Source organism: Acidovorax sp. KPB24-03 (genome assembly GCF_057546605.1).
Window position 1 is genome coordinate 96,896 of sequence record NZ_BAAJYR010000002.1, and the last position, 15,541, is coordinate 112,436.

The 15,541-nt window shown below is 64.6% G+C and carries 14 protein-coding genes; 5 read left to right on the forward strand and 9 right to left on the reverse strand.

Going from position 1 to position 15,541, the window contains the following annotated elements; translation table 11 throughout:
• Positions 1 to 4: 4 nt before the first annotated feature.
• From AC27KI_RS01065 to AC27KI_RS01100, 8 genes are all read right to left on the reverse strand, one after another.
• Positions 5 to 1,309: a lipopolysaccharide biosynthesis protein gene (locus AC27KI_RS01065; protein WP_487087559.1), complete on the reverse strand. Its 1,305-nt coding sequence runs from the start codon at positions 1,307 to 1,309 to the stop codon at positions 5 to 7.
• Positions 1,275 to 3,029: an ABC transporter ATP-binding protein gene (locus AC27KI_RS01070; protein WP_487087561.1), complete on the reverse strand. Its 1,755-nt coding sequence runs from the start codon at positions 3,027 to 3,029 to the stop codon at positions 1,275 to 1,277. Before AC27KI_RS01070 ends, AC27KI_RS01065 begins: the two co-directional genes overlap by 35 nt.
• Positions 3,026 to 3,520, reverse strand: coding sequence for a lasso peptide biosynthesis B2 protein (locus AC27KI_RS01075; protein WP_487087563.1), 495 nt, complete (start codon positions 3,518 to 3,520; stop codon positions 3,026 to 3,028). The genes AC27KI_RS01070 and AC27KI_RS01075 overlap by 4 nt, the downstream gene beginning before the upstream one ends.
• Positions 3,521 to 3,661: 141 nt before the next feature.
• A complete protein-coding gene (locus tag AC27KI_RS01080; RefSeq protein ID WP_487087565.1) occupies positions 3,662 to 4,834 on the reverse strand; it encodes a nucleotidyltransferase family protein in 1,173 nt (390 codons plus the stop codon).
• A 127-nt stretch (positions 4,835 to 4,961) separates the two neighbouring features.
• A complete protein-coding gene (locus tag AC27KI_RS01085; protein WP_487087567.1) occupies positions 4,962 to 5,819 on the reverse strand; it encodes a sulfotransferase domain-containing protein in 858 nt (285 codons plus the stop codon).
• The gene (locus tag AC27KI_RS01090; protein ID WP_317352971.1) at positions 5,816 to 6,718 is read right to left on the reverse strand and encodes a hypothetical protein; all 903 of its coding nucleotides are present in this window, start codon (positions 6,716 to 6,718) and stop codon (positions 5,816 to 5,818) included. Before AC27KI_RS01090 ends, AC27KI_RS01085 begins: the two co-directional genes overlap by 4 nt.
• A gap of 49 nt (positions 6,719 to 6,767) precedes the next feature.
• Complete coding sequence (locus AC27KI_RS01095; protein WP_317352968.1) at positions 6,768 to 7,049, reverse strand: PqqD family protein; 282 nt, start codon at positions 7,047 to 7,049, stop codon at positions 6,768 to 6,770.
• A gap of 80 nt (positions 7,050 to 7,129) precedes the next feature.
• Positions 7,130 to 7,894, reverse strand: coding sequence for a class I SAM-dependent methyltransferase (locus tag AC27KI_RS01100; RefSeq protein WP_487112210.1), 765 nt, complete (start codon positions 7,892 to 7,894; stop codon positions 7,130 to 7,132).
• A 234-nt stretch (positions 7,895 to 8,128) separates the two neighbouring features.
• Between AC27KI_RS01100 and AC27KI_RS01105 the strand changes: the two genes are divergently transcribed.
• Positions 8,129 to 8,284 (forward strand): hypothetical protein, encoded by a 156-nt coding sequence (locus tag AC27KI_RS01105; protein WP_317352963.1) that lies wholly within the window; start codon positions 8,129 to 8,131, stop codon positions 8,282 to 8,284.
• A 29-nt stretch (positions 8,285 to 8,313) separates the two neighbouring features.
• Positions 8,314 to 10,233, forward strand: a complete 1,920-nt coding sequence (locus tag AC27KI_RS01110) for an asparagine synthase-related protein (RefSeq protein WP_487087572.1) — start codon at positions 8,314 to 8,316, stop codon at positions 10,231 to 10,233.
• A gap of 257 nt (positions 10,234 to 10,490) precedes the next feature.
• On the opposite strand, the gene AC27KI_RS01115 is transcribed toward AC27KI_RS01110, so the two are convergent.
• Positions 10,491 to 11,402, reverse strand: a complete 912-nt coding sequence (locus AC27KI_RS01115) for a LysR family transcriptional regulator (protein WP_317352957.1) — start codon at positions 11,400 to 11,402, stop codon at positions 10,491 to 10,493.
• A gap of 120 nt (positions 11,403 to 11,522) precedes the next feature.
• Between AC27KI_RS01115 and AC27KI_RS01120 the strand changes: the two genes are divergently transcribed.
• From AC27KI_RS01120 to AC27KI_RS01130, 3 genes are all read left to right on the forward strand, one after another.
• On the forward strand, positions 11,523 to 13,661 hold the full coding sequence (locus AC27KI_RS01120; RefSeq protein ID WP_487087574.1) for a 3-hydroxyacyl-CoA dehydrogenase NAD-binding domain-containing protein: 2,139 nt from the start codon (positions 11,523 to 11,525) through the stop codon (positions 13,659 to 13,661).
• Between the two features lie 150 nt (positions 13,662 to 13,811).
• Entirely contained in the window at positions 13,812 to 14,990 is a 1,179-nt protein-coding gene (locus AC27KI_RS01125; protein WP_487112212.1) for an acetyl-CoA C-acyltransferase, read from the forward strand.
• A gap of 79 nt (positions 14,991 to 15,069) precedes the next feature.
• The coding region (locus AC27KI_RS01130) for an acyl-CoA dehydrogenase family protein (RefSeq protein WP_487112214.1) at positions 15,070 to 15,541 on the forward strand (472 nt) is incomplete at its 3' end.

Here is a 15,541-nt window from a genome sequence, read left to right on the forward strand (position 1 = left end):
AATCTCACCGCGAAGGGATTCGCGGCCGTTCTGGCTTGTGCCGCCCAAACAGGCCGATGCACAGCGCGGCACACAGCATGGCTTCGGTTGCGATCACGGCCGTGGCCGCGCCCCGCGCGCCATGCTGCGGGACCAGCAGCAGATTGAGGGCCAGGTTGGTCACTGCTGCCAAGCCCGCTCCCCATGCATAGCAACGTGCTCGATCCAGCGCGATCGCGGCCTGCGTCAGCACATAGTTGGGCAGCACGAAAACGAACGCCGCGAACAGCCAGCCCAGCAGCGATCCTGCCGACTGGTATGCAGGGCCGAACAGAAATTCGATCAGCCACGGACCCAGCCAGGCGCCGCCCAGGGCCAGCCCCAGGCCGGCGGCCCCTGCGGCGAACAAGCTGCGCCTTAGCAGCCTGCGCGCCGCGGCCGCATGGTCGCGGGTTTTGCGCAGGCGACGGAAAAAGAACAGCGCCAGTGGCATGGCCAGCAGCAGCACACCGTCGAACAGGCGATACGCCGCAGCATACTGCCCAATCTCTGCAGGATCCGCCATCCTTTGCAGGATCACGATGTCGCTGCGCCGGTAAAGGCACGTGGCCAAATCGATCCACAGAAAGCCTGCCGCGGCGTGATAGAGCGGGGCAGGCGGCGGCCACCGGGTTCGATCGCGCACATCCTGCCCAAGTACGGCATACGCCAGCATCAGGCCTATCCCCCAGGCGCCGAACACGATGCCGGGCTCGGGCCCAAACAGCAGCACCCCGAAAATGATCGCCAGGGCACTCGACATGCGCGCTCCCGCCTGCCACCGGCCTTCGCGCTGCCACTGCCCCGCTGCCTTCAACTGCACCGATACCAACTGCGAGAGCGACACGGCAGCGAAGCACCATACAGCCGCAGGCAATGCGAGATCCGCGCCGAAAGGTATCAGTGCGAGACAGCCGCCTACGAGCAGCAACGTGGTCACCAGCAGGTGGCCCCGGGCCAGCCCCGGCAGTACTGCCTCGAACGACTTGAGGGCGGGGCTGGGTGAGACTTGCTCTCTCAGCACGAGAGTGCGCAGCCCTGCGTCCTGCGCAAGGGCCAGCAGCGTGGCCAGGTTCAGCAGGTAAGCATAGCGGCCGAAGCCGGACGGCTCCATGCGCCGCGCCAGCCACACAGACAGGGCCAGCGATATGGCCGCCGTCACAAGCACCGATAGCCACTGCGCCGACAGTGCCCAGACGCCTGCATGCCAACGACGCGGATTCAGTGAAGTCATGGTCGGTCCTCGCCAGCGAGCGTCATGGACCTTCCGTCCAGGCCGGCGACACCTCATGCCAGAGTCCTTGTGCGCGAACCCTCCCTTGCTCCAGCAGGACGACTTGGTCCGCACGCTCCAGCAGCCCCAGCCGGTGGCCGATGACGACCACGGTCAACTGGCCATGCAGTTGCTCGATAGCGGCGTGGATGCGTGCCTCGTTTTCGTGGTCCAGCGCGCTGGTGGCCTCATCGAGTATCAGCAGCGCCGGGCGCTGCAGCAGCGCGCGTGCCAGCGCCAGCCTCTGCCGCTCACCTCCGGACAGGCACACGCCGCGCTCGCCCACGATCGTGTCCCACCCCTGCGGCAATGCATGCACGAATCCGGCGGAGGCTTTTTCCAGTGCGGCGCGCAACATCTCATCGTCGGCCTGCGGTGCGGCAATGCGCAGATTGTGGTGGATGGTGTCATTGAAGAGGAATGTGTCCTGCGAGACGTACGCCACCGCCTGCCGCCACGACCTGCGCATCCGTCCGTCCAGCGGCACTCCATCGATCGCCAGACTGCCCTCGTCCGGACCCAGCAGACCGCACAGCACGTCGGCCAGCGTGCTCTTGCCGGAACCGGAAGCGCCAATGATCGCAGTAGTGGTGTGCACGGGGAGCGTCAAGGACACCGAGTTCAAGGCCGGTACTGTCCGTTCGGCATAGCGGACACTTACCGCACGCAGTGTTATCGACCTGCGCACCTGCGGCTGCGCAGCGGGCTGCGCAGCATCTGGCTCGGCCCACTCACGGGCCTGGCCGATCTGCTGATCCATCTCGGTGAACGCCGGCAGCGCGTGCAGCCAGTACTGGTGTTGCTGGTGCGTTGCCGCCAAAAGAGGCAGCAGGCGCGCGAACACCAACACCAACGTCAGCAATTCGGCGACAGGCACCTGCCAGACCCGAAGCCCCAGGTAGATGTAGGCTGCAAGCAGCATCGCGCCGCTACTGTGCAGCAACGCTTTTGACAAGCTCAGTGCGGATGCGAAACGCAGGTGCTGATCGCGCAGCGCGCTGGCGTCACGGGCGATCCACGCGGCGTAGCGCGACTCGGCGCCCAGAATTTTGGCCAGTCGCAAACCGGCCAGGCTGTCTTGCAGGCTGGCATGGAGCCGCTTGCTGGACAAGGTCAACTGTCGGCCCAGCGCCAAGACACTGCGGCGTTGGCCGGCCAAAAGCGCCAGCAGCAGCGCTCCGCCCAGCGTCGATGCCAAGGCCAGCTTCCAGTCCAGCGTGAATCCTGCAAGCACGTAGATCGCCGCAGTGGCAAAAGAGGCCAGCATCGCCAGACCGTGACCCAGTCCCACCCCCACACGGCTGGCATTGCTCAGCATCAGGCTGGCATGGTCTGCGGTGCGCTGCGCCTGGAGCCAACGCCATTGTGCGCCGAGCAAAGCGGAAAAGCTGGCTTCGCGCAGGCGCTCGGCCACGTCCTGCTGAAGCCGCGCCGCAGCGCACTCGCGTGCATGCTGAACCACGTTGCGCAACAGCAGCAGCGCGCAGAAAGAAAGCAGCAGCCAGGGTAACGACGCCGTCGCTCGCAGATCGAAAGCGGCGATGGCCTGGGTGGCCGCGCGTGCAACCATGCTCTCGCCGCCACCGGCGTCACCCTGCAAGGCACTGAGCAAGGGCACGAGCAGCAACACGCCCAGACCTTCACTGACACTGGTCAGAACCATCAGCAGGAACAACGAGATTCGACGCTGCGGACTCGCCCATGACATCAGCCGCATCAGGGCCCGAGCCGCCGTCATGGGGCCTTCCCGGGACGGCTGACGTAGCAGGCCACTCTGGTGAAGCGCTTCGCACCTGCGCCGCCAGTGACGCAAAAGTCTCCGGCGAGCACCCAGGAATGGGCTTGCAGTTGCGTCGCTTCGGAACGCGCGACGCCGAAGCACACTATGTGACCAACCCGAAACAGGCAGAGAAAGCAATGCGCTGCCAGCGCCTGGGTCAGGCAGTTGGACTGCCACGGCGTGTGCCCGGCGGCCAGCCTGATGGTCCGCGCGATCTGCACCGCACGACGTTGCGCACGTTCGTCCGGCGCCGGCATGGGAGGAGGCACCGCCACGCTTAGACCCAGCCACGGTGCCAATCGGCGAAAACCCAGGCACCGCACCGCCGCACGGGCCGCACCCAGAAGCAGCCAGGCCGGCAGAAGCAGCCAGCGCTCGAAGCGCGGCAAATGCAGAAACGCCAGCACCCGGTCAAAGTGGGATATCTGGTGGCGCGGCGGTGGAGTCATGCACCACCTCGCCGAAGACCTGATTCGACGCATGCCCGAAGTTCGCAAGGCCATTCGGGCGCTAACGCCGCACCTGCGGCGGCGCGCCTGTTCAGGAAGAGTGGCATCCCCCGATCGAACTCGGTGGTTGGGCTGGTAAGGCTAGACACGTCTTCGCTTGGTCATGTGCTGGTGCGCCAGCCGCACCGCACGCACGCCCGGATAGGCCCACCGCAGATAGGGGGGAAGTGCCACGGCCGCGCGGTCATCCTTCGTGGGAGCCAGCAGAAAGGGTATGAGCTGCAGACGTCCATGCCAACTGGATTCCAGCGACAGCAGCCGCAGCCCGTAGCGGACCATGCCCATCCGTGCGGCAAGGTCGGCGCCGCGATCGGAGCCAAGTGCGTCCAGATGCGGCAGCAGTGCGTCGGCGGCGGGACGCGCTGCACGAAGCAGCAGGGCATGCGAACGGAATACCGCCGGCGTTGCGACACCGAGTGTGGCCTCGGCAAGCAGGACCGACATCGCCAGATGGCGCTCGGTTCCCAGGCGCTGCGCCAGGTCCAGCACCTGCGGCCAGTCCATAGTGGTGCTGCGCATCGCCAAAGCCATGTCCACCAGCCAGAATGCCCGGCACCAGTTGTGTTTTGTGCCATGGAACGCCGCATAAGCCACCGCGGCGGGCGCCGACAGGGTGGCGACTTCCATGCCGCCCACCATCACTCTTGCGATGTGCCGGTCCCACAGTTGCAGATTTTCCAGTTGGAACTGGCCGGGACGGTTGGCGAGACGGAGATGCAGCTCCAGCACCACGCCACTCGTCGCATGTCGCAGCGGCAAGGCATGGTTGTCGACGCAGTATTGCTCCAGATCGGATGCGGCGGCGGGATCCAGCCTGTAGCCCAGGGCCTGCAAATGCCGTAGTGCCGGGTTCCGGTCTGCCGCGGAGATCAACAGGTCGATATCGCAGGCTTCCCTGCGCTGCGCGGCTTCGAACAGCGCGGCATAACCCTGACCCTTGAGCAGGCAGTAGCGAAGGCCAGCCTGGTCAAGGGATGCCACGATCTCCCGCAATGCGGCCGTCTGTTGCAACATTCGCAGTGTCATTTGGCGCTGGCGTTGGCGCAGAACGGCACGCAGCGTTTCTGGCATGCCCGGGGGCAACGTATCGGCCGCTGGCAGTGCAAGCGCCAGCCGATGCCACGCCAGCGTATGCGTGAACGACCGTGCGTCGACCAGGGCCAGCGCCGCATCGGTGGGTGCCTTCGCCTCCGCTTGCCAAAGATGCAGTGCGTAGCGGAACGCTGGCGACCATTGTGCTGATGTGCGCATCATGGGCCCGGGCGCCATTGATGCGGGCGATCTGCTGCCAGCGGGGCGCATAGAACCCCGATGCGTTCCAGAGCCGTACCCGGCCCTGCCGTGGTGTGCGAGCTTGCGGTGACCTGCGGGTTGGCCTTCATCATCGGGCCTGCAGGTTGTCTATGGGCGCTCGGTCAGAGGCGTAACCCAGCCGCTGCATGATGGTCCCGTGTTGTTCCGCCAAGCGCTCGGCCTGATCGGGTTGCAAGGTCCCACGCCATGCACCCGCCCGGCCTTGGCGGAAGAACCGCTGCTGCACCGCGCGGCGCTCAATGAAACCATGCTCCTCCTCCATGCTGCGCAGTGTCTGGAAATTGCACGCACTGACAGCACGCGCCACGCACCCGGAATCCGCTGGCAGACCCAGGAACTCCGCAAGCCGCGCGGCTTCGCGCAGCGGTTCAGTCAGCAAGGCCTCGTAGTGCAACAACAATAGCGGACTTGGTGCATCATCCAGCCAAGACCGCACGTGCTCGGACCAGGAGGCAAGATGTTGCGGAGCCTGTAATGTGAATGCAGAAAAGCCACGGCCTACAGTGAATTCGGCATCGGCCATCCGCACAATGGCGGTCTCCACATCCACGCCCATGTGGTCGGCCCAAGAAGGAGCGATGTCGCGCGGATCGCGAACGATGTAGACCGTTCCCAGGCTGGCATCTGCGGGGAACAGCGCCGCGTCATAGCGGTCGTGCACCTTCAGCATGCCCCAGTGCTGCTTTGCATACAGCTGGTATGCCTGCAACCGCATGGCGCGCAGTTCGTCCGGATTCAGATCCTCGCTTGCCACATCCACATAGGCTTCCAGCCAGGTGCGCACTGCGGCATTGGGCAAGGCTTTGCCCAGGCCGTGCAGTTTCACAGGCGCCCCCTGCGCTTGGAGACTGGTGATCAAACACCGCACCCACGTATTGCCTGATTTTGGATACGAGGCGATCCAGAAGATGCCGCGGCGGTTCATGGGGTGAAGTTCGCTTCGATCAAATCGGCAGTTGCATCAAGTGCATCGAAACTTCGCGGACGGTGCAATTCCCAGACGGGGGTTATCCGGCCTACCGCAGCTGCCTGGGCGAATGTGGCCGCACGCAGGCCCAGGCGGTGAGCGACTTGCGGCCGCGACAGATAACCGTGCAGCATCGGCAAGGCTTCCGAAGGTGTACAACGCTTCAATAGAGGGGAAGGCGCATCGCGCAGCACCAGTACCGCATCCAGGTGTTTCGTCGAAACATCGAAGCCCGCATGCGGCCGCAGGTCGTACTTGTTCATGCCGGGTCGTATCTGCGGCAGCCCATTCACGGGAATTTCCAGTGCATCCATCGTTTCGCGCCACAGTTTCAGCCGCGGGAAAGCGGGCAGCACCTCAATGCCGCGGTCCTGGGACGTCTGCAAAACGGTCAGGTCGTCGCTCAGGAGGCAATGGCCTCGCCGGAGCAGCACCGCGGCGAGCGTGGACTTGCCAGCACCGCTGTGCCCCGCAATGGCCAGTGTGCGCGTCCCGACACGCACACATGCTGCATGCAGCGGAAAGAGGCCGCGCTGAAGGCACAAGTAGGCCAGTGCCGATCCGAGCAGAAACAAGCGCCATCCCTCGTCTTGTGTTTGCACACGATCCACCCGTATGGAACGGCCGTCCCGGATGAGGATGCGCACCAAGTTCTGAATGCTCAACAGAACGCTCCCATCCGGACTCACGCTCAACCAGGGCGATGGGCCTTCAAAGCCGTCAAGCCGCTCAGGCACCGGCCCTTCCTCGATGATGAGGTCTTCTCCCGCACCGGCTCCCGTCCATTCGGGCAGCTCGGGCAGGAAAATTTCGCTGCGAACGTGCCATCCGCACAGTTGGTACTCGTATAGGCTCACAGGCAAGGTCCCTGGTCGGATGTTGCAATCGCCCTGGTTAGGCCGCTGTTCAGTGGCTTATGGCGACTGCGCCGGCATCGTGAAGGGTGCCGAGCAACGTGGCCACATCCGCCTCAATGCTGGTTCTGGATGCTTCGTAGGTCTCGCTCAGCCCGTCGCACAAGGCACTGAACGTGCAAGGCGTTGCAATGCGCGACCACACATCCCGTCCGATCGGATCCAAGGCCAGATAGATGGAACGTCCGGCGATCATGATGACCAGTTCCTCGCCCATGTCAGCAGCGAGGCAATCCGGAGTTTGGGCAATCAAGGCATCCGAATCGACGTTCATCCGTGGCTTCTCTCGTTCAAAAAAGGGCACATCGCTCAGGGACACAGGAGTTCAAATTCTATAGTGGCATTTCGGAGCGGTCACTGAATCCCGCTGCCCGATCCAGCCGCATGAGGGGAGGATCGGCGCCGGAATACTGCCTCGTCGTCACCCTGTTTTGCGAGCCGCCGGTTGTCCGGGCCAAAAAGGGGGGTGTCCGCCCGTGCTGGTGTTGGCACGCGCAGGACCGGGTCGAACCAGCGTGCCGCGCGGGCGTCGCGCAACCGGAAGTTGGCGTGACGCAGTACCAGGAAGCCGCCAGGTCGCAAACAGCGGGCAAAATCTTCCAGTTGGGCATCGAAATCCTGGAAGCGAATGAGATGGTCGCAGCATTCGCCGCGGTGCCTGGCCAAGTCGCCCCGCCGCATCACAGCCAGGCAGAAGATCGCATCGTACGTGGCGGTAGCCTCCGCAGCGGTATCGCCTGCCACGCGAAATCGCATGCCGGGATCCGGCTGCCCCTGCTGCTGTTGAAGGCATCGGGAAATGTGGCCTGGATGGATGTCCAGGCCCGTGATGTCGGCGTGGGGAAAGTATTGGCGCAGGCTGAGGACTTCCTCGCCCGTGGAGCAGCCGAATGAAAGCAGTCTGGGAGACGCGCAGTCTGTCAGTGCTTCACGTACGAACGCGAACAGGCGAGGATATCGATTCATCGAAGTGGTGCCGTAGTCCTGGAACAGCGGTGCCGAAGAGGTCAGTCGCAGCCAGACGTAGCTGCGGCCCTCGCGATGACGCAGCGCGCGGTAGAGCAGGCGCCCTCCGACGCGCTCCAGCAGACTGCGCCAATCAAAGACGGGCCAGCTCATGGAAACGGTTTTTTGCCACACCACGCCCTGAGTGCATTGGGCAGGGTGCTGACAGGCCTGGTGTGGCGGTCGATCCGGCAAAGCCGGGCGGCAAGAAAGTGCATGGGCGATCCAACATTGGCGAACGGTGATTTCCACGGCTCGCGTGCGAGACTGGCCAGCAGACCGTCGTATCATCGGCCCGATGGTGCGGCGGGCGCCGCGTCTCGCGACTGAAACTGCAAGGATACCGAGATGAACGAACAAAATCCTCCCGTGTGCAACGATCAGCCGGCGCAAGTTGTGCGCAAGGTTTGGACGGCGCCAGTGGTCTCGTTTCTGGCGATCGAAGAAACAGCAAATGGTCCCACCATTGGCAACGATGGCGTTGGCTCGACCAACGGTTCATGAATGCGGCATTTGCCGCCGCCGCGAGTTGAATGAGCGACTTCGCTGGAATCTGGCATCTGGACGGAAAGTCCGTACCCCGTGAGTGGGTCATCACGCTGGGGGAGGAATTAGAGGGGCGGGGCATCGGACCTCCCGTAATCTGGCACGGCGGCGACATGGCGATGGTGCACCGCCAGCACTTTTTCACAGACGAAGACCACTGTGAAACCATGCCGCGGGTTGGTGACTCGGGCGCCGTACTGGCGGCAGACGTTTGCCTGGGGGCACGTGTTGAACTGGCCACTGCGCTGGGCGTAACGGCACACCCCGCACGTCCCGACGGCGATCTGATGTTGGATGCTTTGCAGCGATGGGATATTCATGCGCTGTCGCGCCTTCATGGATCCTTTTCACTGGCGTTCTACAGTCCGACGCGGCGGCAGCTTTTGCTTGCGCGTGACCCTTTAGGACAGCGCTCTTTGTTCGTGCATCGCGGGCCGCGCATGATCGCGTTTTCCACGCGGTTGAGGGCTTTACTGGCGATTCCCGGGATTTCACTCGATCTGGACGAGCAGGCCTTGGCCGATCAGCTCGTCATGGACCCGTCGCGTGCCTCGCGCACGATCTACCGCGCCATTGACAGGGTGCCGATGGCGCATTTCATGGTGCTGACATGGGAGACGACCCATAGCGAACGATGGTGGCGGCCACCCGAGGCAGGCTCTTTGTGCCTGCGGAGTGATGCCGAGGTCGAGGCGGCCGCAGCCGAGGTTGTGGACCGTGCCGTGGCCGATGCGTTACGGGCACGGGGGCCCGTGGCGGCGTGCCTCACTGGAGGGCTCGACAGCGGCTCGATGGTGCTTTCCGCCTCACGGCAGCTGGCACCCGCACCCTTGCTGACCCTCACGCGGATTCCGAGGATGGAAACTGCCAGGGCCAATGCGAACCACTATTACGATGAATCGCCCCGTGCGCGCCTGCTGGCTGCCAGCCGCTCCAATATCGACTGGCATCCCGTGGGCGATGATGGCGACGATTGGGGCGAACACGATCCGGAGCGCTGGTGGAAGGAGAGCGGCCAGCCAACACGCTCGCCGCTGAACATGGCCTGGTTCTTTCCGCTTTACCGTCTGCTGCATGCACGTGGCGGGCGCGTTTTGATCGGTGGTGAGCTTGGCAATGCATTTTTCAGCTACGACGGCCTGTTGCGCCTGCCGCAACTGCTGCGCGACGGCGATTGGCGGACGTTGGCGCGGCAGACGCGTGCCCTGGCGAAGGCCGAGGGGTTGAGCGCGCGCAAAGCCTTTCAGCGCTATCTGCTGCGGCCATTTGCCCCGACGACGCTCCTGCGTTACTGGCATGGTCTGCCAGCGGCGGTATGGGAGCGTCACGGGGCCCTGCATCCCGCACTGGCGCAGGAACTCGGCATGCACCAAAAGCTGGACCGCGGTCGCTACAGGATTCGATTGGGTGGAAGCCATCGATCGTTGAGCGTGTTGCGTGAATGGCTCCTGGGCAATGCCGCTGCGATGGACGGATGGGGTGCGCTGCGTGCCATATCCGGCACTGATGTGCGCATGCCCCTGGGCGACCGGCGTGTGATCGATTTCTTCGGTGCTTTGCCGCTGGACCAGTTTCTGCGCGATGGCATTCGCCGCTCCCTGCCTCGGCGCCTGCTGGCGGCACAAGGCGGTCCAGCCGAGGTGCATGCCAACCGCGCGGTGGGTGTGCAGCACGGTGACTGGTTCGCGCGCTTGAGCGCGCAGCGAGGAGCACTGCAGCAGCAACTCGATCGGTTGCACACGTCTCCTCTCGCGTGCCGTGTACTCGATCTGCAGCGGCTGCAAGGCCTGCTCGACGCCTGGCCCCACGATGCGCTCTCTGCTGAACCAAGGCGCGAGGAATATCTCAACGTGCTCTCGCACGGTTTGCAAATGGGCGGTTTCCTGGCTTGGCGAGAGCGCCGCTAGAGTGGAGGCCCATCGAACCGCCGCCCTGGCAAGCTGGGAGCATCAGGACGACTGGCATGGGTGAACCTGCAGGCGCCGCAGTGCGAGCATGGCTTGCGTGAAGCCTTCAACGCATTGCACTGGCTGGGCCGAGGAAAATCCATGTTGCGCATGCTTCCCGATGCTGCGCGGTAGCGAGGGCTGCGGCGCGTTGAGCGCATCTCTTTCGATGTATGGCACCCCGGCCGGCGAGCAAAGACTTGGCAGCGGCAGGAGGTTCATCTCACGCTCTCGACGGTACCGCTTCCAGGTGAGGCCTTGGCCAGAAGAAAGTCAATACAGGTGCGCACCGCCCGCGTCTGGTGGCGGTTGGGCAGATACAGCAGGTACATGTGGGTGCCGAAGATGCTCAGGCGGTACTCGTCCAGCGTGGTCAGCACCTCGCCGCTTTCCAGCTTGTCCTGCACCACGTAGTCCGGCACCAGACCGACTCCGAGGCCGGCCAGGATGCCCTGGCGCAGGAAAGGGAAATGCTCGGAGATCAGCGTGGGCTCCAGCATCACCTCATTCCGTTCGCTGCCTTGGTAGGCCGCCAGGCGCAGTTGCCGCCCGGTCACGCCGGCGGTGATCACAGGGCTGGTGCGCAGGGCATGCAGGGTGCGCGGCAGCCCGTGGCGATGAGCATAGTCGAGGGAGGCGCAGGCGAGGTAGCGCACGGTGCCCAGGCTGCGGGCCACCAATGACAGTGGCGGCTCCTGCACCACGCGGATGGCGATATCGACTTCGTCGCGCAGATTGTCGGCGCGGTTCTCGAACAGCACGTCCAGCACGATGCCCGGGTAAGCGCGCTTGAACTCGATCAGCCAGTCGCTCACCACGATCTGTCCATAGCCACTGGGTACGCTGATGCCTACGCGGCCCTGCAAGCCCTGGCCCAGGGTCGTGATGGCTTCACGCGCGGCCAGCATCTCGTTGTGGATGGTGCGTCCGTGCTGGTAAAGGCGCAGGCCGATCTCCGTGGGCTCCACGCGGCGCGTGGTGCGCTGCACCAGCTGCACGCCCACGTCCTTCTCCAGCTTGGCGAGGTGGTAGCTCACGTTGGCGCGCGTCATCTTCAGCTTGCGGGCAGCCTGGCTCAGGTTGCCGCTGTCGATGATTTCCACCAGCAGGGTCAGCGATTGGGAGTCCATGTCTCAAGCGTATTGGTTTAAATCATTTGACAGTCTGTCAATGATTCATGGGATTGTTAGAAATCATTGTCGCCGTAAGAATGGATGCTGGACGAGATCCACAACAAAGGAGACAAACGCATGACCCGTGAGGCAGCGGCTTCCGTCGTTCCAACCCGCCAACAAGGCGATGTGCTGGTGGTCGGCATCCACAATCCGCCCGTCAATGCCTTGGGCGCTGCCGTGCGCCAGGGCCTGTTGGCTGCGGTGGCGCAGGCCGAAGCCAGCGCAGCGGTGAAGGCCGTGCTGATCGTGGGCGAGGGCAAGGCGTTCATCGCTGGTGCCGATATCCGTGAATTCGGCCAGCCTGCCGTGCTGCCGTCGCTGCCTGAAGTCTGTGCACGGATCGAGGCGTGCACCAAGCCGGTCGTCGCTGCCATCCATGGTGCTGCGCTGGGCGGAGGGCTGGAGGTGGCGCTGGCGGCCCATTACCGCCTGGGCTTGCACAACGCTGCCGGTGGTGCGCAATTGGGCCTGCCCGAAGTGAATCTGGGCCTGCTGCCAGGCGCTGGAGGCACGCAGCGTGCGCCGCGCCTGATGGGTGCCAAGGCCGCAGCCGAACTGATGCTGAGCGGCAAGCCCATGTCGGCACGGGCGGCGCTGGCCGCAGGCCTGTTGGACCAGTGCGTGGAGGGTTCCGATGCCACGGCTGCAGGCTTGGCCTTTGCCAACGCCTTGCTGGCCCAGAACGCTCCGGTGCGCCGCACGCGCGACCTGCCCATTCCGGACGCGGCTGCGGCGCTGGCCGATCTGGACGCGTTGGCAATCGACACGGCCAAAAAGAGCCGAGGCTTGTTTTCACCCTCGAAGATCGTCGAATGCGTGCGCGCCGCAGTCGACTTGCCGTTCGACGAGGGACTGGCCAAGGAGCGCGCGCTGTTCGTGGAGTGCCTGAACAGCCCACAGCGCGCTGGCCTCATTCATGCGTTTTTTGCCGAGCGCGAGACTGCCAAGATCCCCGAGGCCCGGGCCGCAGCGCCGCGCACTGTCGATCGGATCGCCGTCATCGGGGGCGGCACCATGGGCGCGGGCATTGCGGTGTCTGCACTCGATGCCGGATTCTCGGTGGTGATGTTGGAGCGTGATGCCGAGGCCATCGCGCGGGGCCAGGCCAATGTAGAAAAAGTCTATGACGGCCTGATCGCCAAGGGCCGCATGAGTGATGAGGCCAAGGCTTCCATCCTGGCACGCTACGTGCCGACCACCCGCTATGAAGACATCCAGGCGGTGGACCTGGTGATCGAGGCCGTGTTCGAGGACATCGAGGTCAAGAAGGCCGTGTTCAAAGAGCTGGACCGTGTCTGCAAGCCCGGTGCGGTGCTGGCCACCAATACCTCGTACCTCGACATCGATGCCATTGCGGCGGCCACCTCGCGCCCGCAGGATGTGATCGGTCTGCACTTCTTCAGCCCGGCCAACATCATGAAGCTGCTGGAAATCGTGGTGCCGGCCCGGGTCGCCCCCGACGTGGTGACGACGGCCTTCGAATTGGCCAAGCGCATGAAGAAGACTCCGGTGCGCGCTGGCGTGTGCGATGGCTTCATCGGCAACCGCATCTTGGCGGTGTACAAGCAGGCCGCCGACTTCCTGATGGAAGACGGCGCTTCGCCCTATGAGATCGACGCTGCGTTGCGCGGCTTCGGCTACCCCATGGGCCCTTTCCAGGTGACCGACCTGGCGGGTGGCGACATCGGCTGGGCGACGCGCAAGCGCCGCGCTGCTACGCGCGACCCGAAGGCCCGCTATGTGGAGATCGCCGACCGCATTTGCGAGCGCGGCTGGTTCGGTCAGAAGACAGGCCGGGGCTTTTATGTGTATCCACAGGGCGCCCGCGCGGGCCAGCCCGACTCCGAGGTGCTGGCCATCGTCGATGCCGAGCGCGCCAGGAAAGGCATCACGCCGCGCAGCTTCACCCCGGAAGAGATCGTTCGCCGCTACATGGCCGCGATGGTCAACGAAGGCGCCAAGGTCGTGGACGAGGGCATCGCCCTGCGCCCGCTGGATGTGGACGTGACCTTCCTGTCGGGCTACGGGTTCCCGCGTTTTCGCGGCGGACCGATGAAGTACGCCGACATGGTGGGGTTGGACGCCATCCTGGCAGACATCCGCGAGTTCGCGAAGGAGGACCCGCTGTTCTGGCAGCCTGCGCCATTGCTGGAAAAGCTGGTGGCCGAAGGCCGGAACTTCGACAGCCTGAACCAAGCTGTGGCAAAGGCCTGAGACGGGCGCTGTCGGTCGAAATCAAAACTGAGAGCGTTTGCTGTTGGACTGTCGGCAGATTCAGATGCCTTTGGCGCTGGGTCTTCCGTGGCGCCAGCGCAAGCCGCTACTGAAAACGCAGTGAACCACCCACCGAGACAAGAGAAAAAAATGCGCGAAGCCGTCATCGTTTCCACCGCCCGCACGCCCCTGGCCAAGTCCCACCGCGGCGAGTTCAACGCCACCCCTGCGCCCCAGTTGGCGGCGTATTCGGTCAAGGCCGCCGTGGAGCGCGCGGGTATCGACCCGGGGATGATCGAGGACCTCATCCTGGGTTGCGGCAATCCCGAGGGCATGCAGGGCAAGAATCTGGGCCGCCAAACGGTGTTGCGGGCCGAGCTGCCGCTGTCTATCGCTGGCACCACGGTCACGCGTTTCTGCGCTTCGGGTCTGCAGGCGCTGTCCATCGCTGCCGGCCGTATCGTTGCCGAAGGCGTGGATGCCATGATCGCTGGCGGGGTGGAAAGCATCTCGGGCGCGCGCGCCCTGGGCACCCCGGCCGACCTGGACCCCTGGCTGGTGGAGTGCAAGCCCGAGTTGTTCATGGCCATGATCGACACGGCCGACGTGGTGGCCCAGCGCTATGGCATCACGCGCGAAGACCAGGACGCCTTCTCGCTGCAGAGCCAGCAACGCACCGCCGCCGCGCAAGACAAGGGCGTGTTCGCCGAGGAAATCATCGCCTGCGCCGCACGCATGGCCGAGAAGAACAAAGACTCCGGGGAGGTCACCTACCGCGACGTGATCGCCACCCGGGACAGTTGCAACCGCCCCGGCACCACGCTGGAGGGGCTGGCCAAACTTGAACCCGTCAGAGGCGAGGGCCACTTCGTGACAGCCGGCAATGCCTCGCAGCTGTCCGATGGATCCAGCGCTTGCGTGCTGATGGAAGCCAGGCAGGCCGAACGCCTGGGCCTGCAGCCCCTGGGCGTCTTTCGAGGCATGGCCGTGGCGGGCTGCGAACCGGACGAGATGGGCATCGGCCCGGTGTTCGCAGTGCCGAAGCTCCTGAAGCGCCATGGGCTCACGGTGGATGACATCGGGCTGTGGGAGCTGAACGAAGCCTTCGCCTCGCAGGCCCTGTACTGCCAGCGACAACTGGGCATTCCCATGGAACGCCTGAACGTCAATGGGGGAGCCATCTCCATCGGCCATCCTTTCGGTATGACGGGCGCGCGCCTGGCCGGCCACATCCTGCTCGAAGGCCGGCGCCGCAAGGCGAAATACGGCGTGGTGACCATGTGCATCGCTGGCGGCATGGGAGCGGCCGGCCTGTTCGAGATGTATTGATGCCCCTGAATCGCTGTGCGCCGTCTCCCCGGCGGGGGCGAAAGGCGCTTGGTTCCAGGGACGACTGAGGAAATAGCAAATGGATCTCCAATTCACACCGCAGGAAGAAGCCTTCCGCACCGAAGTGCAGGCCTTCCTGAAGGCCGAGCTGCCGGTGCGCATCGCTACCAAGGTCAAGGCCGGACAGCGACTGACCAAGGCCGACCAGGAGGAGTGGCACGCCATCCTGAACGCGCGCGGCTGGCTGGCCAACCACTGGCCCCAGGAGCACGGCGGCCCGGGCTGGAGCGCGGTCGAGAAGTTCATCTTCGATACCGAATGCGCACTGGCCGGCGGCCCGCGCATCGTGCCGTTCGGCGTGAGCATGCTGGGCCCGGTACTCATCAAGTACGGTAATGAAGCGCAGAAGCGTTACTGGCTGCCGCGCATCCTGAGCGGCGCCGACTGGTGGTGCCAGGGCTATTCTGAGCCCGGCGCGGGCTCGGACCTGGCCTCGGTCAAAGACGCGCGCCGAGCGCGTGGGGCGACCACTACGTGTCAACGGCAGAAGA

Coding starts and splice junctions, on each gene's coding strand:
- AC27KI_RS01065 (WP_487087559.1), bottom strand. CDS start 1,309: ATGAGGTGTCGCCGGCCTGGACGGAAGGTCCATGACGCTCGCTGGCGA.
- AC27KI_RS01070 (WP_487087561.1), bottom strand. CDS start 3,029: ATGACGGCGGCTCGGGCCCTGATGCGGCTGATGTCATGGGCGAGTCCG.
- AC27KI_RS01075 (WP_487087563.1), bottom strand. CDS start 3,520: ATGACTCCACCGCCGCGCCACCAGATATCCCACTTTGACCGGGTGCTG.
- AC27KI_RS01080 (WP_487087565.1), bottom strand. CDS start 4,834: ATGATGCGCACATCAGCACAATGGTCGCCAGCGTTCCGCTACGCACTG.
- AC27KI_RS01085 (WP_487087567.1), bottom strand. CDS start 5,819: ATGAACCGCCGCGGCATCTTCTGGATCGCCTCGTATCCAAAATCAGGC.
- AC27KI_RS01095 (WP_317352968.1), bottom strand. CDS start 7,049: ATGAACGTCGATTCGGATGCCTTGATTGCCCAAACTCCGGATTGCCTC.
- AC27KI_RS01100 (WP_487112210.1), bottom strand. CDS start 7,894: ATGAGCTGGCCCGTCTTTGATTGGCGCAGTCTGCTGGAGCGCGTCGGA.
- AC27KI_RS01105 (WP_317352963.1), top strand. CDS start 8,129: ATGAACGAACAAAATCCTCCCGTGTGCAACGATCAGCCGGCGCAAGTT.
- AC27KI_RS01110 (WP_487087572.1), top strand. CDS start 8,314: ATGAGCGACTTCGCTGGAATCTGGCATCTGGACGGAAAGTCCGTACCC.
- AC27KI_RS01115 (WP_317352957.1), bottom strand. CDS start 11,402: ATGGACTCCCAATCGCTGACCCTGCTGGTGGAAATCATCGACAGCGGC.
- AC27KI_RS01120 (WP_487087574.1), top strand. CDS start 11,523: ATGACCCGTGAGGCAGCGGCTTCCGTCGTTCCAACCCGCCAACAAGGC.
- AC27KI_RS01125 (WP_487112212.1), top strand. CDS start 13,812: ATGCGCGAAGCCGTCATCGTTTCCACCGCCCGCACGCCCCTGGCCAAG.